We start from the raw sequence: 24,254 nt of genomic DNA, 5'->3' as shown, positions 1-24,254 counted from the left end.
AATTCTGTTACAAAAGGGCGCGTAAAAAGTACCCTGATTGCGGTGCCGGGTTGGCGTCAGAGAGGCCTCTGTCCCGTGGTCCCCCTGCTTGTAAGTAGCAGGAAACCGAGTCGGCAGCGTGGGTGGCGTCTCCCGGCTTTTTCATCGCGGCGATGGCATAGAGATGTCGCTGCCGCGATTGCACAGACCCGCAATCCGGGTGGTGTAAAGAGGTAGGCGAGGTAGCAAAGGACAGTGCGCAGGATGAAGTGAATGAATCCTGCCCTGTCATCGGCGCCCCAGCCATGGGGGACCCATACCATTCCGGCCAGAATGGCAAGGCCCAGCACGAGCAAGGCAGGGTCATGTGCCGCACGGGCTGCCAGGATGACAAAGGGGAACAACAGCCCCGCGACGGTCATGAAGAGCTGCAGGATCGGATTATGCCGATTGTCTGGCTTGAGACCGGTATTCCCACGCATTCTGTCTATGAGCAGGGCAAGGGGCACTGGGATTGCCGGGACAAAAAACACGGCGATCAGAGGCAGTCTCGCCCCCATGAGAAAGCTCGCAACCGCGAGCGTTGCCCATAAAATCAGCCCTGCAACCGGCATGGCCGTCGCGCATCCTTGCAGATACTCTCTGCGCAACGTGGAAAGAGGTCTCTCTGATTCGTCTGACATGAAATGAACCCCGCGCTGCAAGGGTACCATTCTGCCTCTCAGGACGAGGGCGTCGAAGAGCGTTTCGCTATGAAAACGAGGGAGAGGAGATCACAATATCCCGATCATACAGGCTGCGGCCTGCCGGTAATGATCGCCCTTCCTAGCCGCCGGGACGAATCCGGGCGGGCAGGGAAAGGCAAGGGGCGAGAGATCAGGAAAGCTGAGGGGATCTCCAGCCCTCGAAGAGCCGGGGGATGATCTCAGGGGGCGGAAGGGTCGCGCGCCAGATCCGGGGAGACCGCCATATTGCCGACATCGCGCATCATGCTCTGGCGCAGGAGGGGGACCCAGCGCGCCAGCCAGCGATCCGTCTTGCGGATAAACTCATCAGCCGCAGGGACCTGGGTGAGCGCGGCCTTATCCCAATAAGGCAGAGGCGCCAGAAGCTGGATCGTGCCCGGCTTTGTCGGAGCAAGCAGATAGGTGACGGCAGAGCTTCCCTTTGTGGCATCGGTTGCACCGCTGCTCAGTATCCAGTTGGCGACGACAAACAGTGAGGGCATCGGGAAGCCAAGGGCACTCAGGCGCTTGAAGGCGATCTGGATCAACTCGTCAGACGAAATTGCGCCGTTTGGCCCCATCACGGCATTGGCGACAAAGGCGCATTCGTTCCGCCCATCCGGGCGGTCGGAGTAGATATGGGAGGCGTAATTCCGGTCGTCATGGCAATGCGACGTGGCAGCCTGAACGACATCCAGAGGAAGCTGCTCGGTTGCCGTGCGGGCAATCATGACTCCGGTGACTACGCCGCGATCGGTCCGTACCAGTATATTGATCAGCATAAGGCCGCCCGGGCCGAACTGCCCCGTCAGCACCGGGTGCCATATACCAGCAGGCAAGGGCAGGGTGTGTCCGCCAAATGGAATCGTGCCGGTCAGTGCCGTCGTGATGTCAGGCGTTATCAGACGATTGGTGTTATCAACCGGGGCATCCGGTGCTGGTGCGCCCGGACCAGGAGCGGCGGACTGATTATCAGCCGAGCTCGCACTCGACGCGCCCGGGCGTTGCATTCCGGGGATGCGCTGCAGCCACGGAGCGTGTGACAGCATCCACGGCATCGGGAAAAACAGACTCATGATCGTGAAGAAGACCATGAAGTAGATCATGGAACGCCAGACAGGAGCGCGGCGCCAGAGGCGGGTAAAGGCTGACACTGGTGATAATTCCGCCTGGGCTCAGGGTGCTAGACGCGCATTGAGGGATACGGAATCATCCGCGATCTCGGCCTTGACGCCATCGCTTTCCATGACAAGGCGCACGAGTTTGGCGTTGTTCTGCCGTGCAAGAATCAGGCTTTCGCTCACCATATCCTCAATCGAGCGGACAAGATCGCGTGCTGACGCGCCTGCACCCAGCTTCTGCTGACGCTGCATCAACTGGAAGAGCAGATGGGCGTCGATACCGCCTGCCTCGACGTTGAGGCCATAGCCTTTGATCATTGCCTCGATTTCCAGGGCAGCAACGCGGGCAAGATCCAGATCGCGCAGCTGGCGGAATACGAAGATCCGGTCGAGGCGGTTGAGCACCTCAGGGGCAAACCCGGCCTTGCGAAGGGCCTCTGTCGATTCTGCGCGCATTTTATCGGCATCGTCATGAAGGCGATCCGCGATCTCGGTCAGGGCTTCGGTCGCGATATTGGACGTCAGCATGAAGATGGCGCGCGTGGTCGAAATCTGGGCGCCAGTCGATGCCTCGGTTACGTGACCGTCGTTCCACGCCGTCAGGAATTTCTTGAAGACGTCAGGATGAGCTTTTTCGATCTCGTCCAGAAGCACGATCGCATCGGGCTTCTCCTGCAATCCGCCTGTCAGCTTGCCGAAACTGTCCGACCCGACATAGCCCTTTGGCGAGCCGAAAAGCATGGTGGCTGCGTGAGGGCTCGACATCTGCGTCATATCGAAATGAAGGAGCGGGCGATCCATCTGTCGGGCAATCTGCTTGGCAAGGTAGGTTTTGCCAGTGCCTGGCGGCCCTGCGAGAAGAAAGATACCAACGGGCTTGTTGCGGACGGTAAGCGCAAGCCTGCGTCGAAGCTGCTGGGCGATATCCTCGCAGACCTGGTCCTGCCCGACCACTTTTGCCCTCAGCCCGGCCGCAAGCTCTTCTGCATTGATGGCGACCTCTTTCTGCTCCTGTGCGAGCAGATCCTCAAGGGCGACGCGGTTTGTCAGGCGGGCCAGAATATCCATAACGAAACCTTTGCGACGGCGGAGCCCCTTGCGGGCAAGTTTTGCGGAACGAACTTCGTAAAGAAGCCCGGAAATGGTGAGGAGAGCGGTCAGACCGACTATGGGAGGATACGCGTCACGCGCCCAGGAAAGGAAGTGAATCAGCATCCCGCCCGAAAGATGCAACGACACGGCCGCCTGGATGCTGGCGAGGATGAGAAAGATCACCATCATGACGGGCATGAGGCGATTGAGGGCGGGCATCAGCGCTTTCATTGTACGATAACGTCCAGAACGATCTGCTGGTCAAGGCGGGCCAGAGTGGGAAGAACCTGGGGGCCGAGCGCGGTCAGAATTCCCGTTTGCAGGCCGCCTGCCGGGGGTGGGGTTATGGGGGTGATTGTGACTTCACCTGCAAGATAGATCGGCAGGACAACCGCCTGAAGTTCGGGTTTCAGCATCAGTTTTTGCGTTATGCCCCCTGAAGTAATCGCCACTGTCTGTCCCGGTATCCCGGCAATCTGGGCAATCGGCATCCTGACGAGACGCATGCGCCGGTTTTTGACTGCGGCAAGAATCTCGGTTTTCTGCTGGCCGTCGAAACCCGAATGGCCGAGCGCCGCAGGAGCCTGTCCCGCTCCAATGAGCGCGAACTGCGCCCCAAGATGCATGGCATCGGCCCGTATCTGGGGTTCCGCAGCTTCAACGGGGGCCGCTGCACGCGAAGGCTGAAGTCCGGCAGCTGAGCCTGAAGATGCGTTATGCCAGTAGGCGCCGCCCATACACGCCATCACGATTGCCGAAGCCATGACGAGCTTGGGCACCATGCTGCCGCGCTCGTGGGCATGCTGATGGCGTCCGCCATCATTGCCGTGAGTGAGCGGTTTGAGTTGTGGCTCGGGCGTATCGTTCATCGATGCGACTGTGGCAGGATCGAAACCTCCCCCGCAAGAGGGGTGTTACATGGCGAGTGTAATCAAAAGTTACGAGGCTCTGGGTCTGCGGCTGCTTCTCCGGAGAGGTGGCGTCAATCACGTGGCGCGGCGATCTGGCGCCTGCACGGGACGAGTCTTGCATTGAGCTCTGGATTGGCCTAGACAGGCGTAATTCCTTTCATCTTTCGTCTTATCGGGGGGTGGCCTTGACGGGCCGCCTTTTTTGTCTTGGCTAATGAAATTCCCAGCCTGAACGGTCTTGAAGCGCGTATCGCGCAGCAGATCGAGCCGACTCTGACCGATCTCGGGTATGAGATCGTGCGTCTGAGCGTCCTGGGGCGTGAGACCCCGACCATCCAGATCATGGCCGACCGTGCTGACGGCTCGCTGATCGGGATCGAGGATTGCGAGCAGATCAGCCACGCCGTGGGTGCTGTGCTCGACGTCGATGATCCGATCCCCGGCGCTTGGACACTTGAAGTGTCCTCCGCTGGCATCGATCGTCCGCTGACGCGCCTCAAGGACTGGGACCGCTTTGCCGGGCATCTCGTCAAGGCCGAACTCGATCTGCCGCTCAATGGCCGCAAGCGTTTTTCCGGAATCATTACCGGCACGCGTGAAAATGCCGCAGTGATCCGTCTGGATGATGGCGAAGAGGCCGTCCTGTCGATCGAGACCATCCGCAAGGCGCGTCTGGTGCTCACCGATGCCCTGATCGAGGCCAGTGCGGCCATGATGGGCATTGCGTCGGAAGACGAAGGGGCAGAAGAAGATGATGCCACGCGTCGCAAGACGCCGAAGCTCAACCCTGCCAAGCCGGGCAAAGGTTCCAGACCCGGACGCAAGACGCACTGAGTTTTTCGCCTATTCCGTTTCTGCCGTTCCGCGCGGTTTCGCGCTCCGTATTTGAGGATTTCGTCTGATGGACACCTCCGTTACCCGTCCTGAGCTGCTTCTGGTGGCAGACGCTGTTTCGCGTGAAAAGAATATCGATCGTGAAGAAGTTCTGGAGGCGATGGAACAGGCCATCCAGAAGGCCGGACGTGCGAAATACGGTCATGAAAAGGACATTCGCGCGACCATCGACCGTCGCTCCGGTGAAGTGCGCCTGTCGCGCTGGACCGAAGTTGTCGAGACCGTCGAAAACGAAGATACGCAGATTCCTCACGCCATCGCGCTGAAGTTCCAGCCCGAGATCAAGATTGGTGAGCATCTGGTCGATCCGCTGCCGCCGATCGATTTCGGACGCATTGCGGCCCAGACGGCCAAGCAGGTTATTGTTCAGCGCGTGCGCGAATATGAGCGCAAGAAGCAGTACAACGAATTCAAGGACCGCGTAGGCGAGATCGTCAACGGTACCGTCAAGCGCACCGAATACGGCAACCTCATGGTCGAGATCGGCCATACCGAGGCTCTGCTGCGTCGCGATGAACTGATTCCCCGCGAGTCGTTCCGCAACTCGGATCGCGTGCGTGCCTATATCTATGATGTGCGCGACGAGACGCGTGGCCCTCAGATCTTCCTGAGCCGCACGCATCCGGCCTTCCTTGCCAAGCTGTTCGCGCAGGAAGTCCCCGAGATCTATGACGGCATCATCGAGATCAAGGCGGTTGCCCGTGATCCGGGTTCGCGCGCCAAGATGGCCGTCATCTCCAAGGACGCCTCGATCGATCCTGTCGGCGCCTGCGTTGGTATGCGCGGCTCGCGCGTGCAGGCCGTTGTTGCCGAGCTGCAGGGCGAAAAGATCGATATCATCCCCTGGAGCCCGCAGGCTGCGACTTTTGTCGTGAATGCTCTGGCACCTGCCGAAGTGACCAAGGTGGTCATGGATGAGGAAGCTGGTCGCGTTGAGGTCGTCGTGCCGAACGAGCAGCTTTCGCTGGCTATCGGTCGTCGCGGCCAGAACGTGCGCCTGGCAAGCCAGCTGACGCGCTGGGACATCGACATTCTGACCGAGGCTGAAGAATCGGAGCGTCGCCAGGAAGAGTTCCGCAAGCGTACGCAGCTCTTTGTCGATGCGCTTGATGTCGATGACGTGATCGCCGGTCTGCTGGTGACCGAAGGGTTCCACACCATCGAAGAGCTGGCTTACGCCGATCCCGATGAGCTGCATGCCATCGAAGGTTTCGACGAGAGTGTGGCCGAAGAGCTGATGCGCCGTGCCGAGGAATTCCTCGTGCAGAAGGAGCAGGAGCTGGACGACAAGCGTCGCGGCCTCGGCGTTGAAGACTCGATTGCCGAGCTGGGCGTGTTTACCAATGCCATGCTGGTGACGCTGGGCGAGAAGGGCGTGAAAAGCCTTGATGATCTGGCCGATCTTGCCGGTGACGAGCTTGTCGAAATGCTCGGCGATGACAATATAGATGAAGACGCTGCCAATGAAATCATCATGGCGGCACGCGCTCACTGGTTCGATGGAGAAGCGGATGCCGAGTCCCCCAAGGAAGGGGAGGCTTCCGACGTCTGAGTTTCACGAAACAGGGGCGCAGGATATACTCTCGTCAGACAATCTCGATCCGATCGAGCTGGATGACGAGAAAGGCCCGCAGCGACGCTGCATCGTCACTCGAGAGAGTGGAAATCCCGATGTCATGCTGCGTTTTGTCATCTCGCCCGATGGCCTGGTGGTTCCCGATCTGGCAGCGAAGCTGCCGGGGCGGGGAATCTGGTTGAGTGCCAAGCGGGATGTGCTAGAAACCGCGCGGACGCGTCATGTCTTTTCAAGGGCAGCGCGTCAGCCGGTAAAGGTACCTGAGGATATTGCGCAGGTACTGGTTTCAGGAATAGAAGCGCGGCTGGTGCAGGGGCTCGGTCTCGCGCGCCGGGCCGGTCAGGCTCTCTGTGGGTTTGTTAAGTGTCGCGAATGGATTGCCGGCGGCAAGGCTGGTCTGGTGATCCAGGGATCGGGCGGAAGCCCGGATGAGTTGCGGCGTCTGATATCGGGAAATAACAAGCTTCCGATGCTGACGTTACCGGCCCAGATGCTTGCGACGGCATTCGGACGGGAACATGCGGTCTATGTTGTGATAGCGCCTGGGGCGCTCGCGCAGCGTCTGATGGCTGAGCATGAACGATTTTTGGGGCTGACCGATGGGTTGGTTCCTGAGCCGCTTGCAGAGCGGCTCGCACGGGAACAGGCAGGTATATGAGCGAAGGCAACGAACGGAACCAGGGCACTCAGGCTCAGGGCGGCCAGACAGAGGGCCAGAATGTCCAGGATCAGGGCGCCCAGGCTCAGGGTGACCAGGGTAAGGGACGTCTGTCCCTGCGTCCGGGCGGGCGCATGGAACTCGGGCGGACGGTAGACGCAGGATCGGTGCGTCAGAGCTTCAGCCATGGCCGCTCGAAGGTGGTCCAGGTCGAAGTGCGCAAGAAGCGCGAGACAAATGAGCGCAAGGATGGCCGCGGGGCAGCGGGTGGTCGTGGCGGCCGCGCCGGAGCTGGTCGCGCCCTGACGCCGGCTGAACTCGCGATTCGTCAGCGCGTGCTCGAAGAGCAGCGCAAGGAAGCCGCTCGTGAAGCGGCCCGCGCTGAAGAAGAAAAGATCCGCATTCTCTCCGCTGCTGAAGAAGCGAAGCGTGAGGAAGAGGCGCGTGCCGAAGCTGCAGCGCGTGAGGCCGAACTGGCCCGCGAGGCGGAAGAGCATGAGCGCCAGATGGCAGCAGCAGCCGAAGATCGCGCCAAGCAGGAAGCTCTTGAAGAGCAGCGCAAGGCGCGTGTGGCTGAGCGTGAGCGCGAAGAAGCCGCTCGCCGCGCCCCGCTCGATGCCGCCGAGACGGCACGTCGCTCCGGTGGTGTGCAGCTGGCTGCACCGATGGAGCGTCTGCGTCCGCTGGCCGAGCGTGCTGTCATGGCCCCGCGCCCTGTCACACCCAAGCCGGCTCCTGCCGCCAGCCCTGCAGTGGCTGCGGCACCGCGTAACGAGACGCTGCACCTTCGTCGTGGTGGCGAGACGGAAGATGACCGTCGCGCTGGCCCGCGTCGTGCTCCGGCAGTGCCGCCGCGTCGTGGAGCACCGGCTGCACCCAAGAAGAGCGGTGACTCTCGTCGTTCGGGCCGCATCGACGTGCGTGCCGCTATTGAAGGCGATGACGACAAGACGCGTTCGCTCGCTTCGGTTCGTCGTCAGCGCGACCGCGAGCGCCGCCAGGCCGAACTCGAGCGTCTGCGTGCCGATCAGGTCCGCGTTGTGCGTGACGTGATCCTGCCCGAGTCCATTTCGGTTGCCGAGCTGGCCAATCGTATGGCGCTGCGTCAGGCTGAAGTCGTCAAGGCTCTCATGAAAATGGGCGTCATGGCGACCGCAACCCAGCTGATCGATGCCGATACGGCCGAACTGGTCATCAGTGAATTTGGCCACCGTGTCCGTCGTGTCGCCGAGAGCGATGTCGAACTGGGCATCGAGGGTGTGGACGACCGCGAAGACGAACTGCAGCCCCGCGCTCCGGTTGTTACGGTCATGGGCCATGTCGATCACGGCAAGACCTCGCTGCTCGACGCGCTGCGCACCACCGATGTGGCTGCTGGCGAAGCCGGTGGCATCACCCAGCATATCGGCGCCTATCAGGTGACGGTGCCGAGCGGTGCGAAGATCACCTTCGTCGATACGCCAGGCCATGAAGCGTTTACCTCCATGCGTGCCCGTGGTGCCTCTGTCACCGACGTGGTCGTTCTGGTCGTTGCAGCAGATGACGGCGTGATGCCGCAGACGATTGAAGCCATCAAGCATGCCAAGGCTGCTGATGCGCCGATCATCGTTGCCATCAACAAGATCGACAAGCCGGGTGCGAACCCCGATCGTGTCCGTCAGGCGCTCCTCAGCCACGAGATCGTGGTCGAAGCCCTGGGCGGTGACGTGCAGGATGTTGAGGTTTCGGCGCTGAAGCGTACGGGTCTGGACAAGCTGGAAGAAGCCATTCTGCTTCAGGCAGAAGTGCTCGACCTCAAGGCGAACCCGAACCGTGTGGCCGAAGGGTCCGTCATCGAAAGCCGTCTCGACCGTGGTCGCGGTCCGGTGGCGACTGTGCTGGTCCAGAAGGGCACGCTCAACCGCTCCGATATCGTGGTGGCTGGCGCCGAGTGGGGCCGCGTGCGCGCCATGCTCGACGACAAGGGCCGTCAGCTCAAGGAAGCCGGCCCCTCCATGCCGGTCGAACTGCTTGGCATCACCGGTGTTCCGGGTGCTGGCGAGCCGTTCGTTGTGGTCGAAAACGAGAACCGTGCCCGCGAGATCTGCGAGTTCCGTCAGCGTCGCCAGCGTGACAAGATGGCCGCCGGTCGTGCCGCAGCCCGTGGCACGCTCGACCAGATGCTGGCCCGCATCCAGGCTGGTGAGCAGAAGGAAGTGGCTCTGCTCATCAAGGCTGACGTGCAGGGCTCTGCCGAGGCGATCGAGGCTTCCGTGCTCAAGCTCGAGCATGAGGAAGTGCGCATCCGCGTGCTGAACGCTTCTGTCGGTCAGATCACGGAAAGCGACATCCAGCTTGCCAAGGCATCCAACGCCATCATCGTCGCCTTCAACGTGCGTGCAACGACGCAGGCACGTGAGATGGCGCAGCGTGAAGACGTGGATATCCGCTACTACTCGATCATCTATCAGGTGACCGACGATGTGGAGCAGCTGGTCAAGGGCAAGGTTGCGCCCAAGCATCGCGAGAAGTTCCTGGGCTACGCCGAGATCCGCCAGGTGTTCAACATCACCAAGGTTGGCAAGGTCGCGGGCTGCTATGTTACGGAAGGCGTGGTCAAGCGCGGCTGTGGCGTGCGTCTGCTGCGTGACAACGTGGTGATCCATGAAGGCGATCTGAGCCAGCTCAAGCGCTTCAAGGACGACGTCAAGGAAGTGGCTCGCAACTACGAATGCGGTCTGTCCTTTGCCGGTTATAACGACCTGCGCGAAGGCGATGTCGTCGAGTGCTTCGAAATGGAAGTGATCCCTGCATGAGGGGATCGCGTTCCAAGGTTCCGGGGTTCTCAGGCCCCGGCGACGCCGCCGGCGGACCGTCGCAGCGTCAGTTGAGAATGTCCGAAGAGGTCCGTCGTGTCCTCTCGGAGATTTTTGCGCGCACTGAGTTCCGCGACCCTGAACTGGTCGACGTGCGTGTGACGGTGACAGAGGTGCGTATTTCGCCCGACTTCCGTCACGCTACAGCCTTCGTGTGCCGTCTGGGTCGGAGCGACGTCGAGGAAATCCTTCCTGCGCTGAAGCGTGTCGCCCCTTTCCTGCGGACGGGGCTGTCCAAGACACTGCGTTCCCGCATGGTGCCAGAGATCCATTTCCAGCCCGATACGGCTCTGGAACATGCAATGGACATGGACGCGCTCATGCGCACACCCGAGGTCAAGCGTGACCTCGAATCAAAAGACTGAACGGAGCGACCCATCATGGGACGCAAGAAAGGGCAGGATATCGACGGCTGGCTAGTCGTCGATAAGGGCCTGCATATCGGCTCCACTGATGTCGTGAACAAGGCCCGTCGCCTGTTCGATGCGAAGAAGGCCGGTCATGGTGGCACACTCGACCCCCTCGCGACGGGTATTCTACCTGTCGCTTTCGGTCAGGCCACCAAGACAATTCCCTACATCATGGATGCGACCAAGCGTTATCGCTTCACGCTTTTCCTGGGCGAATCCCGCACGACGGACGATCGTGAAGGGGAGGTGGTTGCCACGAGCACACACCGTCCATCGGATGAGGAACTACGTGGGGCGCTCCCGGCTCTGACGGGTGATATCATGCAGGTCCCGCCTGTCTATTCGGCGTTGAAGGTCGATGGTGAACGCTCCTATGATCTCGCCCGTGCTGGCAAACCGCCTGAACTGCCCCCGCGCCCGGCACGTGTTGACTCCATCGTTCTAGTCGAACGCCCTGATCGCGATCACGCGATTTTCGAGGTTCAGTCGGGCAAGGGCGTCTATATGCGCAGCCTCGCCCGAGATATTGCCCTGGCCTGTGGAACTGTCGGGCATATCGCTGTCCTGCGTCGGACCAAATGCGGTCCGTTCGAGGAGAAACATGCGATAACACTGGACAAGCTGATCCAAAATGACGACAAGGCCGATGCACTTTCAGCGTTTCTGCGCCCGGTCTCGACCGCGCTGGCCGACATCCCGGCTCTGGCCGTGACCGACGCAGAAGCACAGGCCTTGCGCTTCGGTCAGAGCCTCGCTCTGACAGACCACCTCGATCTGATGCTGACAATGCAGGATGGCGACATTCTGCAGGCCCAGGAGGGGGGGTGTCTTGTCGGGTTGTGCCGCGTCCAGGAGGGCCGTCTCAAGCCGATACGGATATTCGAGTCGTTTAAATACGGAGACAGAGATGTCGATTACAGCTGAACGCCGCACGGCGCTTATCGAAGAATACAAGACCAATCCGACCGATACCGGGTCACCGGAAGTCCAGGTTGCCCTGCTGAGCGAGCGTATCGTCAACCTGACGGGCCATCTGCAGACGCACAAGAAGGACTTCCACTCCCGTCGTGGTCTCCTGATGCTCGTCGGTCAGCGTCGTGGCCTGCTTGACTACCTCAAGCGCAAGGACCAGGGCCGCTACCAGACCCTTATCGAGCGTCTCGGCCTGCGCCGCTAACATGCTCGGGCGGAGCGCCTCGTCTCCGCCACTGCCCGCCGTCCTTCTGGCGGCGGGCCAACAGGCTGCGCCTTTGAACGTTGAAGCTGGAGACAGAACCGGCCTTCGGCGTTTCAGGCCACATGGTGACATGCCGGTCCGATCCCGGTCGTTCTTGCCATGCCGTCCGAAACGCTGCCAGCCAGTCAGGGCCCGTTCCCTCCTTCTCCCCGTTCCCGGTGCCAAGCCGCATTCTCAGGACTGAATGATGTTCAACTACTTCCGCAAGGAAATCGACTGGGCAGGCCGCCCGCTCGTCATCGAAACCGGCAAGATTGCCCGTCAGGCTGACGGTGCTGTTGTCGTGACCTACGGCGACACGGTTGTGCTCTGCACGGCCGTTGGCGCAAAGAGCGTCAAGCCGGGTCAGGACTTCTTCCCGCTGACGGTCAATTATCAGGAAAAGGCTTATGCAGCCGGCCGTATCCCGGGTGGCTTCTTCAAGCGCGAAGGGCGTCCTTCCGAGAGCGAAACCCTGATTTCACGTCTGATCGACCGTCCGATCCGTCCGCTCTTCCCGGATAACTTCCGCAACGAAGTGCAGGTCACGGCGACTGTTCTCAGCCATGACATGGAGAACGACCCCGGTCTGGTCGCGCTCATCGGCTGCTCGGCTGCCCTGACGCTTTCCGGCATTCCTTTCTATGGTCCGGTCGGCGTTGCGCGCGTTGGCATCATCGACGGTCGTACGGTCATCAACCCGACCGTTGCCGAGATGAAGGAAAGCGCCCTCGACCTGGTTGTTGCCGGGACGACCGAAGGCGTGCTGATGGTTGAATCCGAGGCTTCCGAGCTTTCGGAAGAGGTAATGCTCGACGCAGTCACCGCCGGTCATGCCGCATTCCAGCCGGTTATCGATGCGATCATCGATCTTGCCGAGCATGCTGCCAAGCAGCCCTGGAATCTCGAAGGCCCGACCAAGGAGCAGATCGCTCTGCGCAAGCGCGTGGAAAAGATCGGCACCAAGCTCATGGCCGATGCCTACAAGGAAAAGGCAAAGCAGGCGCGCTACGAGAAGATCGCCATCGCCAAGGGACGCATCATCGAAGGGCTTCTTGAAGAAGGTCTCGACGTCGATTCAGCCAAGCCGATGCTCAAGGAGCTCGAGGCTCAGGTCGTTCGCGGCGCCATTCTGAAGACCGGCCAGCGTATCGATGGTCGCGACACCAAGACGGTCCGTCCGATCGTGTCCGAAGTCGGCATCCTGCCGCGCGCTCATGGTTCCGCGCTGTTCACCCGTGGTGAGACGCAGGCTCTGGTCGTTGCCACGCTCGGCACGACGCAGGACGAGCAGATCATTGATGCGCTTGAGGGCGAATACCGCTCCAACTTCATGCTGCACTACAACTTCCCTCCCTATTCGGTCGGTGAGTGTGGTCGCATGGGCAGCCCGGGCCGTCGTGAAATCGGTCATGGCAAGCTGGCCTGGCGCGCTCTTCACCCGCTGCTGCCGGGCAAGGACCGTTTCCCGTACACCGTGCGTATCGTGTCTGAAATCACCGAGAGCAACGGCTCTTCGTCGATGGCAACCGTCTGCGGCTCGTCTCTGGCTCTCATGGATGCCGGCGTGCCGCTGCCGCGCCCTGTTGCCGGTATCGCCATGGGTCTGATCAAGGAAGATCGCGGCTACGCCGTTCTTTCCGACATTCTCGGCGACGAAGATCACCTTGGCGACATGGATTTCAAGGTGGCCGGTACGGAAGCGGGCATCACCGCACTCCAGATGGACATCAAGATCACCTCGATCACGCCTGAAATCATGAAGGTTGCGCTCGAGCAGGCCCGTGATGGCCGTCTGCACATCCTCGGCGAGATGGCGAAGGCTATCGACGAAGGCCGTGAGGGCGTGTCGCGCAATGCGCCGAAGATCACGACCATGACCATCGCCAAGGAAAAGATCCGCGATGTGATCGGTTCGGGTGGCAAGGTCATTCGCGAGATCGTCGAGTTCTCGGGCGCCAAGGTCGATATCAACGATGAAGGCGTGATCACCATCGCTGCCTCCAATGACGAGCAGGCCCAGAAGGCCATCTCGCGCATCGAGGGCATCGTGGCAGAGCCGGAAATCGGCCGTATCTACGATGGCAAGGTCGTCAAGACCGCCGATTTCGGCGCCTTCGTGAACTTCCTCGGCCCGCGCGACGGTCTGGTGCATATCTCCGAGCTGAGCGATGCCCGCGTGGCCAAGACCACGGATGTCGTCAAGCAGGGTGACGCCGTGAAGGTGAAGGTTGTCGGCTTCGACGACCGCGGCAAGGTGAAGCTCTCGATGCGTGTCGTCGACCAGCAGACGGGCGCCGATATCTCGGAAAGCGTCGGTGCAAAGCCGTCCCGTCCGTCCAGACAGCGTGACGCTGACTGACCTGCCGTTTCATGAGGGGGCGGTGCGAAAGCCGCCCCGCTCGGAGTACAACATAGATTATGATGTCGATTGATACCGTCCGCATGGCTGGCCGGGATGTTCTTCCCCTTGTTGAAGGTGGGAAGGGTGTTTCGGTCTCGACTGGTATTTCTGCCGGGCATTGGGCTGCCGCTGGTGGCGTAGGCACTGTTTCTGCCGTCAATGCCGACAGTTATGATAAAGATGGCAACCGCATTCCGCAGACCTATTCAGGCCGCACGCGGCGCGAACGGCATGAAGAGCTGATTCGCTACGCCATCGAAGGCGGTATCACACAGGTCAGGATTGCCCGCGAGATCGCTGGCAGCAACGGCATGATCAACGCCAATCTTCTTTGGGAGATGGGGGGCGCCGAGCTGGTGATCGAGGGCATTCTCGAACAGGCTCCCGGACTGATCGACGGTCTCACCTGCGGCGCAGGCATGCCCTATCGTCTTTCCGAAATCGCGGCGCGTCATAACGTTCATTACTATCCGATCGTCTCCTCCGCGCGTGCCTTCAACGCGCTGTGGAAGCGCGCCTATCACAAGACCGCTGAGCTCTTGGGTGCGGTCGTTTATGAAGACCCGTGGCGTGCCGGTGGGCATAACGGGTTGTCGAACACCGAAAACCCGCTACACCCGGAAGATCCGTATCCGCGCGTTGCGGCGCTGCGCAAGGCGATGAACCAGTTCGGTCTCGAAACCGTGCCGATCATCATGGCCGGCGGCGTGTGGTGGCTCGAGGAATGGGCGCACTGGTTCAATAATCCGGAAATCGGCCCGATCGTGTTCCAGTTCGGCACACGACCGCTTCTGACGCAGGAAAGCCCGATTCCGGATGCCTGGAAACGCCGCCTGCGCCAGCTGCATGAAGGCGATGTCTATCTCAATCGCTTCTCGCCAACGGGGTTCTATTCCTCGGCGGTGAATAACAGCTTCATGATGAATCTGCGTGGCCGCTCGGAACGCCAAGTGGCGTATAGTAGCGAGCCGGTGGGTGAGCACGACACGCCTCATGGCATCGGTGCGCGCAAGCGCGAGGTGTTCATGACCGCAGCCGATCGCGCCCATGTTCTGGCCTGGGAGGCAGCAGGTTATACCGAGGCCATGCGCACGCCGGACTCGACCCTGGTGTTCGTGACCCCGGAAGAGAGCCGCGTGATCGTGGCCGAACAGGTTGCCTGCATGGGCTGCCTGTCTGAATGCCGCTTCTCCAACTGGAGCCAGCGTGGGCCGAATTACACCAATGGTGCCAAAGCTGACCCGCGCTCCTTCTGTATTCAGAAGAGCCTGCAGGACATCGCGCATGTCGATGACAGTGCCGGTCAGGCACTGGCTGATCAGGTTGTTGATAATAACCTGATGTTTGGTGGTACCAATGCATGGCGTTTCGGAAGCGATCCGTTTTATGCTGCTGGCTTCACGCCGACAGTCAGACAACTGGTCGAGCAGATCATGACGGGGCGCTGAGCGCCCCCTTTTTGCAAAGGAGCGTTGCGGCATGATGAAGACGCATTCCCGTCTTTCTGCCTCCCGCCCTTTCGCTTCTCTGATTACCTCCTCTACCAATCATCTTGCGCGTTATGCCATCACGCTCTCCCCCGAACAGCTCAGCCTGTATGAGGGAGGACGTGCCGCGCTTGTTACGGCGCTGGCGCTGGCGCCGTCACTGTTCTTCGACCAGCCCGTTCTGGCCTGGATCGCCTTCGCCTGTTTCTGGGCCTGTCTGATCGATCCAGGTGGTCCCGACTGCGAACGTTTTCAGGTTCTCGGCGGGTTCACACTTGCCGGGACGGCGCTGGTTTTCATCGTTTCCGCCCTGAGCGTCTTCGGCTCTCTTGCGACCTTGCCCCTGGTGGCTCTGATTGGTCTGGGCTGTGGGCTGGCGCGCGTCTTTTCTCCTGCCGTCATGCAGCTCTGGGTGCTGGCAGGCTGTGCAGCTGTCGCGGCGACGGGGTTCCCCTCTGCGCCGGTAAGGGCTGCCGCGATAGCTGGTCTGTTCTTCGCAGGCGGCGCTCTTGCCACGCTGTTCTGTCTCGTGCTGTGGCGGCAGCAGCCCTATGCGCCTGCACGGCGCAGCATTGCCGCAACCTATTATATCCTCGACCTGATGGCGCGTGAGCTTGCAGCCGGGCGGCTGCGTGAAACGGTGCATCGCCAGGCAGCACGCAACGCCATCGAGCGTGCCCGTGGATTGCTGACAGTGCTCGATGCACGACACGGCAATTTCCGGCTCAGGCGCCGCATGGAGGCGGCTCTTACAGCCGCCGAGCGTGTCTTTACGGCGCTTCTGGCGCTGGAACACCAGGCAGAGGCCGGGCCTCTCGCGCCTGAGTTGCGCAATCTGCTCGCCCGTCTCGGGATGGCCTGCCATGAATGTATGCGTCAGGCGGCCCGACCCGAACCCGATTTCAGAATTCTCGGCCAGCTGGCCCAGACATTGGATCGCAAGGCGCGTATCGGGGGCGTGGTACATGCCATGCCGATCATTGCCTGCGCCGAGGCGTTCGAGCGCATGATCGCAGCATTCTCGCGCCGCCATCTGGAGGCGGAGGCAGCGCAGGGCGCTGCACTGAGGGTGCTTACACCTGCGATATGGCGTCATGCCTGCCGTCTTTCCCTCGCCCTGACACTGACGCAGATCGTCTGTCTCTATGGGGGGGAGGGATTTTCCTACTGGGCGTTGATCGCCGCCCTGCTCGTGATGCAGCCCGCAGGCAATGTCACGCTGGTGCGCAGCGTCGAGCGTGTGATCGGCAGTGTCGGCGGCAGTCTTCTGGCTGCGCTTTGTGCGCTGGTCCTGCCAGGTAAACCGGCCCTTCTGGTCGTCGCAGTCTTCATGTCGCTCGCCGCCATTGCCACGAGGGCGGTCAATTACACCATGCTGGTGTTTTTCCTGACCGGCCTTGTCGTGGTGATTGCCGAGGCCGTGATGCCGGGGGGCGGTATTATCTGGGCGAGAGTGCTGGATAATCTGATCGGCAGCGGTATCGCCCTGTTCTGTGTGCTGCTGCTCTGGCCTCAGCGCAGCGATGCCGATCGTGACGGGCTGGTGAAGCGCGCCATTGAGGCGAATTTCCGCTATGCGAGCCTTGTTCTGCGCGGCGACCTTCTGCCGGGTGAGACGGACAAGGCGCAGCGTGAGGCAGGCATGACCACGATTGCGGCCGAATTCTCACGCGGGGGGCTGCCGCTTTTCGGCGGGCTGGCCGTGCAGTTGCACGACGGCGATTTTCTGATCCGTCAGGAAACGCTGAGAGCGTTGCGTCGGCTGAGTGGCGAGATGACGCTCTACCGCTTCGATATGCAGAATGGCCTTCGGGATCAGAATGCAGACGAGGCGGCCCGTTTCGAAGGATGGAACGAGGCGCTCGCCAGAGGCGAGGCCCTGCCGGAAATCATCTCTCTGTTGCGTGACGAGGCGCTGCTTCTTCGTCTGGCGCGCCGCCACCCCGCCTCAGATCAGGCAGAGTTCGGAGAGGCTGCGACGCAGGGCGGGCGGCAGATCCTCGATACCTGAGACGGCGCTTCCACCGCCCAGATCGGGTGGGGCGTCCTCAGACTTGAGGTAGCGCCAGCCCTGAAACGGACGCATGGCCCGTGGATGCACGGGGATGATGTCGTCTGTCACCAGGATATGCGTGCCGAGCTGCCCGTCGGGTCTGGTGAAGGGGCGAAACCCGACGATAGGCTGACGGCACAGAACCAACCCGCCCATGACACGATAGAGCGAGCCCTGTCCGCTGATCTCATCTGCCTGTTTCGGCATGGTGCGGGTGCGGATCACACCATATCCCTCGACGCGCTCGCCGCGCTGCATCCAGGCAGCGAGTTCATCGAGTGTGGTGCATCCAACCACCAGTTTGATCATGTTGAGCAAGATCAGTGCTTACCCATGAAGCCCTGCGCCCAGTCGGCATAGTCTTTCTTGAACCGGGCGGTGTCGATGGCCTGGATGATACGCACCTTGCGCACGCCCATCCCCCTGGGGGCGAGAGAGTCGGGCCAGACATAGGCGTGGCCATAGCCAATGCCCTTGCTGATCTCGACATCCATATAGGCATCCTGTGCCTTGGTCACGAGTGCCGGATCGGCCACAATCGCGCTCGTGACCTCGTCCCACATCGCAAGCGGCACGTTGTATTTCACCAGATAATCTGTGACCGGCGTCTTGTGGTTATGTGCGATAGCGGCGACTTCGTCTTTCGACAGCACCACATCGTTGGAGACATTGGCCACCGAGGTGATGCGCGGCCAGGGTGCGGTGAGGGTGATATGCGCCGCTTCCGGATCGAAGATCAGGTTGAAATCCGAACCGTTATCGGCATTGCCCGTGACGGACATCATTGACAGATCAAGGTACCCGCCCATGAAGACGAGCTGCTTGGCCGTGCTGGCAAAGCTCGGGTCGAGCCTGATGGCGAGTGCGAGATTGGTCATCGGCCCCGCTTCGATGATCGTCACCTCATGCGGGTGGGCATGAACCTGCTGGATCATGAACAGGGCGGCCGGAATACCCTGTGGCTGGAGCGTGGGGGCACCATCGGGCGTTGTGGCGACGGCCGGTTGCGTGTCAGGCGTCTTGCTCATCGAACCCAGGCCGCCCCAGGCGCCTTTCCAGGGGAGGGTGCCGAATTGCTGCTCTCGCAGGCGGGTAAGGGCCACTGTGTTGACCAGAGGCTGCGTTGCCCCGTCGAATACCGGCACATCACGATGGCCGGAAATCTCGAGGAAGCGACGGATGCGCGCGCTCTCGGCATTTTCCCAGTCATCGCCCGCCACCACTGTCAGGCCGAGCACCCGGAGTTTCGGGTTGTTCAGCAGCGGGATGACGGACTGGATGTTTGAGCCACCCGGGCCGAGATAGTCATTATCGGCAATGACGAGTTCCGGTCCTGAGGAAGCCCCGGCATGGGCTGAACCGATCGTAAGGGCGGCAAGAGCCAGACTGGCAAGGAAACGACGCATGGAAAGCTCTTACTCCGAGAAGGGGGAAGGGTTCCCCCGTTACTCGTTTCTAGCTGATCGGTGTCGCAAGGGAAGCAGGCGTTTGCGCCTTTGGGCCGCAGCCTTGCGGAAAAACAAACGCTGCGCCGTTCAGGGTTGTCGTAGCCCTAGAGGACGAGTGCCCCGAGCAGGGCTTCAAGCCTGATACGCCCCTCATCGGTCGCAATCAGGCGCTGTTCGGTGAGCGTCAGATAGTCTTCCTCGAGCGCGCCTTCGAGAATGCGTGCGTCGACGCAATCCTCCATCCTGCGGCCAGTACGCTCTTCAAACCAGTCAAGCGCGATGCCTTCACGCAGGCGCAGGCCCATCAGCAGGGATTCGCGTCCGCGCTCTTCGGAGGAAAGCGGGGTTTCGTCGGTTGAGCCGCTCCCGCGCTGCTCGACACGATCCGCCCAGATCTCCGGCGCTCTGTGGCGGCGTGTGGCCATGAGCGCGCCGTCGAGTGTCAGGCGCCCATGGGCACCCGGGCCGATGCCGATATAATCCTGATAGCGCCAGTAGGTCAGGTTGTGACGACTCTCCGCGCCGGGGCGAGCGTAGTTCGAGATCTCGTAATCCTGCAGCCCGTAGAAACCGGCAATCTCGGCGGTCTTTTCGTAAAGAAGGGCTGCATCGTCTTCTTCAGGCAGAACGAAACGCCCTTGCCGGTAAAGCCCTTCAAACTTCGTTCCCTGCTCGATGGTCAGCTGATAGAGCGAGAGATGATCGGAGGCGAGATCGAGCGCCCGACGCAATTCAGCCTCCCATGCGCTCAGGGTCTGGCCGGGGCGCGCATAGATGAGGTCAAAAGACAGCCGGGGAAACAGGTTGCGTGCGGTTTCGAGCGCGGCAATGGCCTGGGAAGCCGAATGCTCACGCCCCAGAAAACGCAGATCTGTCTCGTCCAGACTTTGTATGCCCAGAGAGACACGATTGACGCCGGCCTCACGAAACGCGGCGAGCTTGCCGCGCTCGACACTGGTGGGATTGGCCTCGAGCGTGATTTCAAGATCTTCAGGCGCGTCGAAATGCCTGCGTGCATCCTCGATCAGCGACGCGACGGTCTCGGGCTGCATCAGGGAGGGGGTACCCCCGCCGAAAAAGATCGAGCGCAAGGCCCGCCGTCCCGTGCGGGCAGCGTCAGAGGCGAGCTCCTGCCTCAGCGCGGTCGTGAAACGCTGGTGGGGAATTTCGTCCCGCACATGGGAGTTGAAATCGCAATAGGGGCATTTCGCCAGACAGAATGGCCAATGCACGTAAAGCGAGAGCGGGGTGGGGTCGCTCAGATTGCGATCCTCACGCCCAGCTCGACCACGCGGTCTGGCGGAATGCGGAAGAACTCGGTGCTGGGGGTGGCATTACGCACCATCAGCAGGAACAGCCACATGCGCCAGATCGAGAGTTTGGACAGGGTAGAGCGCACCACCAGCTCACGGGAGACGAAATAGGAGGCTTGTATCGCGTCGAACTCGACCCCGGCGGCATTCAGCTCTTCGAGTGCCTTGGGCAGATTAGGCATTTCCATGAAGCCGTAGCGTACGATCACCCGATAGATGTTCGGCGCGAGTTCCTGCACCATGGCGCGGTGGCCGCGCTCTGCTTCCGGCTGATCGAGGTTCTGCACGGTAACGAACAGCACATGATCATGCAGCACCTTGTTATGCTTGAGATTATGCAGCAGGCAGGTCGGCACCGTGTCGGGATTGGCGGTCAGGAACACGGCCATTCCAGGCACGCGCACGGTGCGCGATTGCGGCAGGCGTGCGAGGAACGACGCCATGGGCAGCGAGTCCGCAGCCTGACGCGCGCGGATAAGGCTGCGGCCACGTGCCCATGTTGTCATGAGGATCGTTGCCGACACACCGATCGCGAGGGGCACCCAGCCCCCATCGGGAATTTTCAGGACATTGGCTGCAAAGAACGTGCCGTCACTGATCAGGAAGAACCCGAACACGAGACCGGCCAGCGGCACGCTCCAGTTGAACACGCGGCGGAACACGACCATCGCCAGCACGGCGGTGCACATGAAGGTGCCGGTCACGGCAATGCCGTAAGCCGCGGCCAGAGCCGAGGACGAGCGGAAGGAGAGAACGAGCAGGATCGAACCCAGAGCCAGCACCCAGTTGAAGACGGGCAGATAGATCTGCGCTTCTTCTTCTGCATTGGTGTGCATGATGCGCATGCGCGGCAGATAACCGAGCTGAATGAGCTGGCGGCAGAGAGAGAACCCGCCGGAGATACCGGCCTGGCTCGCAATGACTGTCGCCATGGTGGCAAGCAGCAGAAGCGGGATCTGCGCCCAGCCGGGGGCCAGATGATAGAACGGGTTCTGCAGCGCGGCCGGGTTGCGCAGCAGCAATGCGCCCTGACCGAGATAGTTGAGCGTCAGCGAAGGCAGAACGAAGAACAGCCAGGCATAACGGATCGGGGCACGGCCAAAATGCCCCATATCGGCATAAAGCGCCTCGGCACCTGTCACGGAGAGCACGACCGAGCCAAGCGCGATAAAGGCAAGCCAGCCGTGATAGAAGACAAACTGCGCGGCATAATAGGGCGAGAGCGCCATGAGAATGCCGGGCGTCTGCATGATGGAGTGAATGCCCATCACTGCCAGCGTCAGGAACCACACCATCATGATAGGGCCAAAGGCACGGCCGATCTTGCCCGTGCCAAGAGCCTGCGCGCTGAAAAGCGCAATCAGGATGATGATCGCCACCGGGATGATGATATGCGAGGCCGAGGGGACAGAGACCTCAATGCCTTCAATGGCTGAAAGCACCGAAACGGCAGGGGTGATGATGCCGTCACCGAAGAAAAGGCAGGCGCCGCCAATGCCAACAATGCCAAAGATCCATCGGAATTTCGGTGATTTGCAGACGCGCTGGGCCAGCGACATGAGGGCGATGATCCCGCCCTCGCCATCATGATCCGCCCGCATCACCAGCATGACGTATTTGATCGTCACGACCAGCATTAACGCCCAGAAGATCAGGCTTTCAATGCCCATGATCTCCCAGCTTTCTGCCGGGTGACGAATGGAACCGACAATCTGGACCGAGGCCTGAAAGGCGTAGAGCGGGCTCGTGCCGATATCGCCATAGACGACGCCCAGCACACCCAGAAGCCCCGCGAGGCCGACCGGTGCCTTCTTGTGCAAATCTTCAGTCGCGCCGAACTCACGGATTGAGCCGTGTCCGTCGGTCGCCGTCTTCGCACTGGCTGGTGCTGCGGCGTTTGTCGAACCTGGCAATCCGTCAGGCCTGTCTGTCATTTCTGTTCCAACTCATGGCAAGCACGCTGCGTCGCACACATAGATGTGAGCGATCACTGACATAAAGCCTGCCATACGATGGTTTTTCCGGCGACCGCAAGCACGCTATCGCAGTGGCTCTTGTGAAATCAGGGTCTGGGACGGCTGCCGAAGATGGCGGTGCCGACACGGACGAGCGTGGCCCCGTGCGCGATGGCCGTTTCGAAGTCGGCAGACATCCCCATCGAACATTCGATTAATTCATGTTCATGTGCGAGCCGCGCCAGAAAAGCGAAATGGGGCGCCGGGTCTTCCTCTTCAGGCGGAATGCACATCATGCCTTTGAGGGAGTCGCCGAAACGGGTCTTGCAGAGGGTGATGAACTGTGAGGCCTCGTCGCGAGGCACGCCAGATTTCTGCGGCTCGTCGCCCGTATTCACCTGAACGAACAGATCAGGCAGCTGCCCGAGGCGGTCAGCAGCGCGTGACAGCGCATCGACCAGGCCGGGGCGATCGACGGACTCGATGACATCCGCGAGACGGCAGGCCTCCAGCGCCTTGTTCGTTTGCAAGCTGCCGATGATATGCAGCTTCAGATCGGGCCAGCGTTCACGCAGGGCCGGAAATTTCTCTTTGGCTTCCTGCACACGGTTTTCGCCAAAGATCCTCTGCCCCGCGTTCAGGGCTTCCTCGACGGCAGAGGCCGGGTGAAACTTGCTGACCGCGACCAGTCTGACAGCTTCTGCCGGGCGTCCGACGCGCACGCATTCATGCCCGATACGGGCGCGGATCTGATCGAGACGGGAAGAAAGCGTGTCGTTTGACATGGCCGGTTCCGTAAGTTGTTGCTGTTCGGATGCAGGAAGGGGTAGCGCGCCGCTTCGCGAAATGCCATTGGCAAGGCAATGTCCAAAGCACCTTCACAGATTCCCGCCGATCCGACACGCGATCTGGCCTTCGATATTCTCTGCGGTGTCGTCGAGCATCGACGCATGCTGGAGACGACGCTCGACCGCAGCGCGCTGACCGATCCGCGCGACCGCGCCAGTGCGCATCGTCTGGCGGCAACCGTTCTGCGCCATATGGGCAGCATGACCGAGCTGCTTCAGCCGCTGCTGCGACGTGAGCCGCCTGCTCCCGTACGCTGCGCGTTGCTCATGGGGGTGGCACAGCTTCGTCATCTCGAAACCCCGCCTCATGCCGCTGTCGGCACCATCGTCTCGCTGCTGCGCCGTCGCGGGCTGGCGCCCTTTGCAGGGCTTGCCAATGCTGTGCTGCGCCGTGTCGCGCGTGATGGCGATGAGCTGGCGGAAGGACTTGATGCCGATCGTCTGGACGTGCCTGCCTGGCTCTGGACCGCATGGGACAAGCGCGCGCGCGATATCGCGGCAGGCCTGCACCGTGAGGCACCCATCGATCTGACCCTGCGCCCCGGCGCTGCCGCTCCCGAGGGCGGTGAGGTCATGCCCAATGGCAGCCTGCGTTTCGCGCCAGGTACGCGCGTGACCGAACTGGAGGGCTTCGACGAGGGCGCTTTCTGGGTGCAGGACGCAGCTGCCACCATGCCGGCGCGTCTGCTGAACATTCAGCCCGGCCAGAGCGTGATCGATCTCTGTGCGGCACCGGGCGGCAAGACCGCCCAGCTTGCTGTGGCAGGCGCCGAGGTTATTGCGGTCGAACGCGAGGAGACGCGGGCGAAGCGTCTTAAACAGAATCTCGACCGGCTGGGGCTGGACGCGAAGGTCGTTATCGCCGATGCGCTCGTCTGGCAGCCTGAAGAAAAGGTCGATGCCGTCCTGCTTGATGCGCCGTGCTCTGCTACCGGCACGCTGCGCCGTCACCCCGATGTGCTCTGGGTCAAGCGCCCGCGTGATGTGCTGGCTCTGGCCAAGGATCAGGACCGTCTGATCGACGCGGCTGGAGCCATGCTCAAGCCCGGCGGTGTGCTGCTTTATGCCGTCTGTTCGCTTCAGGATGAGGAAGGCCCGCAGCGCGTCGCCGCAGCCCTCAAGCGTGGCTGGGTGCTGGAGCCTTTCACAGCCGAAGACCTCGCCTCCATGCCCGAAGCCCTGACGAAACAGGGAACATTCCGTACACATCCCGGCATGTGGGCCGAGCATGGCGGGATGGATGGATTTTTCGCGGCAAGGCTGCGCAAAAGCACCTGAAACAGATCTGCGTTAGAGAAAAGGTAGGATA

The 24,254-nt window shown here is 61.3% G+C and carries 19 protein-coding genes and 2 pseudogenes; 12 read left to right on the top strand and 9 right to left on the bottom strand.

Going from position 1 to position 24,254, the window contains the following annotated elements; genetic code table 11:
* Positions 1–56: 56 nt before the first annotated feature.
* From AA105894_RS05910 to AA105894_RS05895, 4 genes are all read right to left on the bottom strand, one after another.
* Positions 57–662, bottom strand: a complete 606-nt coding sequence (locus AA105894_RS05910; protein WP_267310883.1) for a DUF7010 family protein — start codon at positions 660–662, stop codon at positions 57–59.
* 242 nt (positions 663–904) lie between these two features.
* Positions 905–1,858, bottom strand: coding sequence for a hypothetical protein (locus tag AA105894_RS05905; protein ID WP_267310882.1), 954 nt, complete (start codon positions 1,856–1,858; stop codon positions 905–907).
* A 21-nt stretch (positions 1,859–1,879) separates the two neighbouring features.
* Positions 1,880–3,148, bottom strand: a complete 1,269-nt coding sequence (locus AA105894_RS05900) for an AAA family ATPase (RefSeq protein ID WP_267310881.1) — start codon at positions 3,146–3,148, stop codon at positions 1,880–1,882.
* On the bottom strand, positions 3,145–3,786 hold the full coding sequence (locus AA105894_RS05895) for a hypothetical protein (RefSeq protein ID WP_267310880.1): 642 nt from the start codon (positions 3,784–3,786) through the stop codon (positions 3,145–3,147). Before AA105894_RS05895 ends, AA105894_RS05900 begins: the two co-directional genes overlap by 4 nt.
* Before the next feature lie 249 nt (positions 3,787–4,035).
* Between AA105894_RS05895 and rimP the strand changes: the two genes are divergently transcribed.
* The 11 genes and pseudogenes from rimP to AA105894_RS05845 all read left to right on the top strand — a co-directional run bounded on the left by rimP (position 4,036) and on the right by AA105894_RS05845 (position 17,339).
* Positions 4,036–4,662 (top strand): ribosome maturation factor RimP, encoded by a 627-nt coding sequence (gene rimP, locus AA105894_RS05890; RefSeq protein WP_267310879.1) that lies wholly within the window; start codon positions 4,036–4,038, stop codon positions 4,660–4,662.
* 67 nt (positions 4,663–4,729) lie between these two features.
* Positions 4,730–6,274 (top strand): transcription termination factor NusA, encoded by a 1,545-nt coding sequence (gene nusA / locus AA105894_RS05885; protein ID WP_267310878.1) that lies wholly within the window; start codon positions 4,730–4,732, stop codon positions 6,272–6,274.
* Complete coding sequence (locus AA105894_RS05880; protein ID WP_267310877.1) at positions 6,234–6,956, top strand: RNA-binding protein; 723 nt, start codon at positions 6,234–6,236, stop codon at positions 6,954–6,956. The genes nusA and AA105894_RS05880 overlap by 41 nt, the downstream gene beginning before the upstream one ends.
* A pseudogene (locus AA105894_RS15935) lies at positions 6,953–7,490 on the top strand (IF-2-associated domain-containing protein); the annotation flags it as partial. The gene AA105894_RS05880 and the pseudogene AA105894_RS15935, both read left to right, overlap by 4 nt.
* Before the next feature lie 107 nt (positions 7,491–7,597).
* Positions 7,598–9,751: pseudogene (infB, locus tag AA105894_RS05875) on the top strand (translation initiation factor IF-2); the annotation flags it as partial.
* On the top strand, positions 9,748–10,176 hold the full coding sequence (gene rbfA, locus AA105894_RS05870) for a 30S ribosome-binding factor RbfA (protein WP_188424804.1): 429 nt from the start codon (positions 9,748–9,750) through the stop codon (positions 10,174–10,176). The pseudogene infB and the gene rbfA, both read left to right, overlap by 4 nt.
* 15 nt (positions 10,177–10,191) lie before the next feature.
* Positions 10,192–11,145 (top strand): tRNA pseudouridine(55) synthase TruB, encoded by a 954-nt coding sequence (gene truB / locus AA105894_RS05865; protein ID WP_267310876.1) that lies wholly within the window; start codon positions 10,192–10,194, stop codon positions 11,143–11,145.
* Positions 11,129–11,398 carry a 30S ribosomal protein S15 gene (gene rpsO, locus AA105894_RS05860; protein ID WP_127102740.1) on the top strand — a complete coding sequence of 90 codons (270 nt, stop codon included), beginning with the start codon at positions 11,129–11,131 and terminating at the stop codon, positions 11,396–11,398. The genes truB and rpsO overlap by 17 nt, the downstream gene beginning before the upstream one ends.
* A gap of 247 nt (positions 11,399–11,645) precedes the next feature.
* Positions 11,646–13,799: a polyribonucleotide nucleotidyltransferase gene (gene pnp / locus AA105894_RS05855; protein WP_188425376.1), complete on the top strand. Its 2,154-nt coding sequence runs from the start codon at positions 11,646–11,648 to the stop codon at positions 13,797–13,799.
* A 59-nt stretch (positions 13,800–13,858) separates the two neighbouring features.
* The gene (locus AA105894_RS05850) at positions 13,859–15,289 is read left to right on the top strand and encodes an NAD(P)H-dependent flavin oxidoreductase (protein ID WP_188424814.1); all 1,431 of its coding nucleotides are present in this window, start codon (positions 13,859–13,861) and stop codon (positions 15,287–15,289) included.
* Positions 15,290–15,320: 31 nt separating this feature from the next.
* Positions 15,321–17,339 (top strand): FUSC family protein, encoded by a 2,019-nt coding sequence (locus AA105894_RS05845; protein ID WP_267310875.1) that lies wholly within the window; start codon positions 15,321–15,323, stop codon positions 17,337–17,339.
* Here AA105894_RS05845 and AA105894_RS05840 read toward each other — a convergent pair.
* The 5 genes from AA105894_RS05840 to AA105894_RS05820 all read right to left on the bottom strand — a co-directional run bounded on the left by AA105894_RS05840 (position 17,277) and on the right by AA105894_RS05820 (position 22,882).
* On the bottom strand, positions 17,277–17,699 hold the full coding sequence (locus tag AA105894_RS05840; RefSeq protein WP_267310874.1) for a DUF1489 family protein: 423 nt from the start codon (positions 17,697–17,699) through the stop codon (positions 17,277–17,279). The two genes, AA105894_RS05845 and AA105894_RS05840, sit on opposite strands and share 63 nt — an antisense overlap.
* 2 nt (positions 17,700–17,701) lie before the next feature.
* Positions 17,702–18,787 carry a nucleoside hydrolase gene (locus tag AA105894_RS05835; protein ID WP_267310873.1) on the bottom strand — a complete coding sequence of 362 codons (1,086 nt, stop codon included), beginning with the start codon at positions 18,785–18,787 and terminating at the stop codon, positions 17,702–17,704.
* Between the two features lie 146 nt (positions 18,788–18,933).
* Positions 18,934–20,091, bottom strand: coding sequence for a radical SAM family heme chaperone HemW (hemW, locus tag AA105894_RS05830; protein ID WP_267311035.1), 1,158 nt, complete (start codon positions 20,089–20,091; stop codon positions 18,934–18,936).
* Entirely contained in the window at positions 20,088–22,076 is a 1,989-nt protein-coding gene (locus tag AA105894_RS05825) for a potassium transporter Kup (RefSeq protein ID WP_188424822.1), read from the bottom strand. Before AA105894_RS05825 ends, hemW begins: the two co-directional genes overlap by 4 nt.
* Before the next feature lie 128 nt (positions 22,077–22,204).
* A complete protein-coding gene (locus tag AA105894_RS05820; protein ID WP_267310872.1) occupies positions 22,205–22,882 on the bottom strand; it encodes a YggS family pyridoxal phosphate-dependent enzyme in 678 nt (225 codons plus the stop codon).
* Positions 22,883–22,960: 78 nt separating this feature from the next.
* On the opposite strand from AA105894_RS05820, the gene AA105894_RS05815 reads away from it, so the two are divergent.
* Positions 22,961–24,223, top strand: a complete 1,263-nt coding sequence (locus AA105894_RS05815; protein ID WP_267310871.1) for an RsmB/NOP family class I SAM-dependent RNA methyltransferase — start codon at positions 22,961–22,963, stop codon at positions 24,221–24,223.
* Positions 24,224–24,254: the final 31 nt, after the last annotated feature.

The organism is Asaia spathodeae NBRC 105894, from assembly GCF_025994195.1.
In the GTDB taxonomy this organism is placed as follows: domain Bacteria; phylum Pseudomonadota; class Alphaproteobacteria; order Acetobacterales; family Acetobacteraceae; genus Asaia; species Asaia siamensis.
This window is presented reverse-complemented; position numbering and strand designations above follow the sequence as displayed.

What these genes read in the sequence shown, in the direction of transcription:
- AA105894_RS05910 (WP_267310883.1), bottom strand. Translation starts at nt 662, where the DNA reads ATGTCAGACGAATCAGAGAGACCTCTTTCCACGTTGCGCAGAGAGTAT.
- AA105894_RS05900 (WP_267310881.1), bottom strand. Translation starts at nt 3,148, where the DNA reads ATGAAAGCGCTGATGCCCGCCCTCAATCGCCTCATGCCCGTCATGATG.
- AA105894_RS05895 (WP_267310880.1), bottom strand. Translation starts at nt 3,786, where the DNA reads ATGAACGATACGCCCGAGCCACAACTCAAACCGCTCACTCACGGCAAT.
- nusA (WP_267310878.1), top strand. Translation starts at nt 4,730, where the DNA reads ATGGACACCTCCGTTACCCGTCCTGAGCTGCTTCTGGTGGCAGACGCT.
- AA105894_RS05880 (WP_267310877.1), top strand. Translation starts at nt 6,234, where the DNA reads ATGCCGAGTCCCCCAAGGAAGGGGAGGCTTCCGACGTCTGAGTTTCAC.
- rbfA (WP_188424804.1), top strand. Translation starts at nt 9,748, where the DNA reads ATGAGGGGATCGCGTTCCAAGGTTCCGGGGTTCTCAGGCCCCGGCGAC.
- truB (WP_267310876.1), top strand. Translation starts at nt 10,192, where the DNA reads ATGGGACGCAAGAAAGGGCAGGATATCGACGGCTGGCTAGTCGTCGAT.
- rpsO (WP_127102740.1), top strand. Translation starts at nt 11,129, where the DNA reads ATGTCGATTACAGCTGAACGCCGCACGGCGCTTATCGAAGAATACAAG.
- pnp (WP_188425376.1), top strand. Translation starts at nt 11,646, where the DNA reads ATGTTCAACTACTTCCGCAAGGAAATCGACTGGGCAGGCCGCCCGCTC.
- AA105894_RS05850 (WP_188424814.1), top strand. Translation starts at nt 13,859, where the DNA reads ATGATGTCGATTGATACCGTCCGCATGGCTGGCCGGGATGTTCTTCCC.
- AA105894_RS05845 (WP_267310875.1), top strand. Translation starts at nt 15,321, where the DNA reads ATGATGAAGACGCATTCCCGTCTTTCTGCCTCCCGCCCTTTCGCTTCT.
- AA105894_RS05835 (WP_267310873.1), bottom strand. Translation starts at nt 18,787, where the DNA reads ATGCGTCGTTTCCTTGCCAGTCTGGCTCTTGCCGCCCTTACGATCGGT.
- AA105894_RS05825 (WP_188424822.1), bottom strand. Translation starts at nt 22,076, where the DNA reads ATGACAGACAGGCCTGACGGATTGCCAGGTTCGACAAACGCCGCAGCA.
- AA105894_RS05820 (WP_267310872.1), bottom strand. Translation starts at nt 22,882, where the DNA reads ATGTCAAACGACACGCTTTCTTCCCGTCTCGATCAGATCCGCGCCCGT.
- AA105894_RS05815 (WP_267310871.1), top strand. Translation starts at nt 22,961, where the DNA reads ATGTCCAAAGCACCTTCACAGATTCCCGCCGATCCGACACGCGATCTG.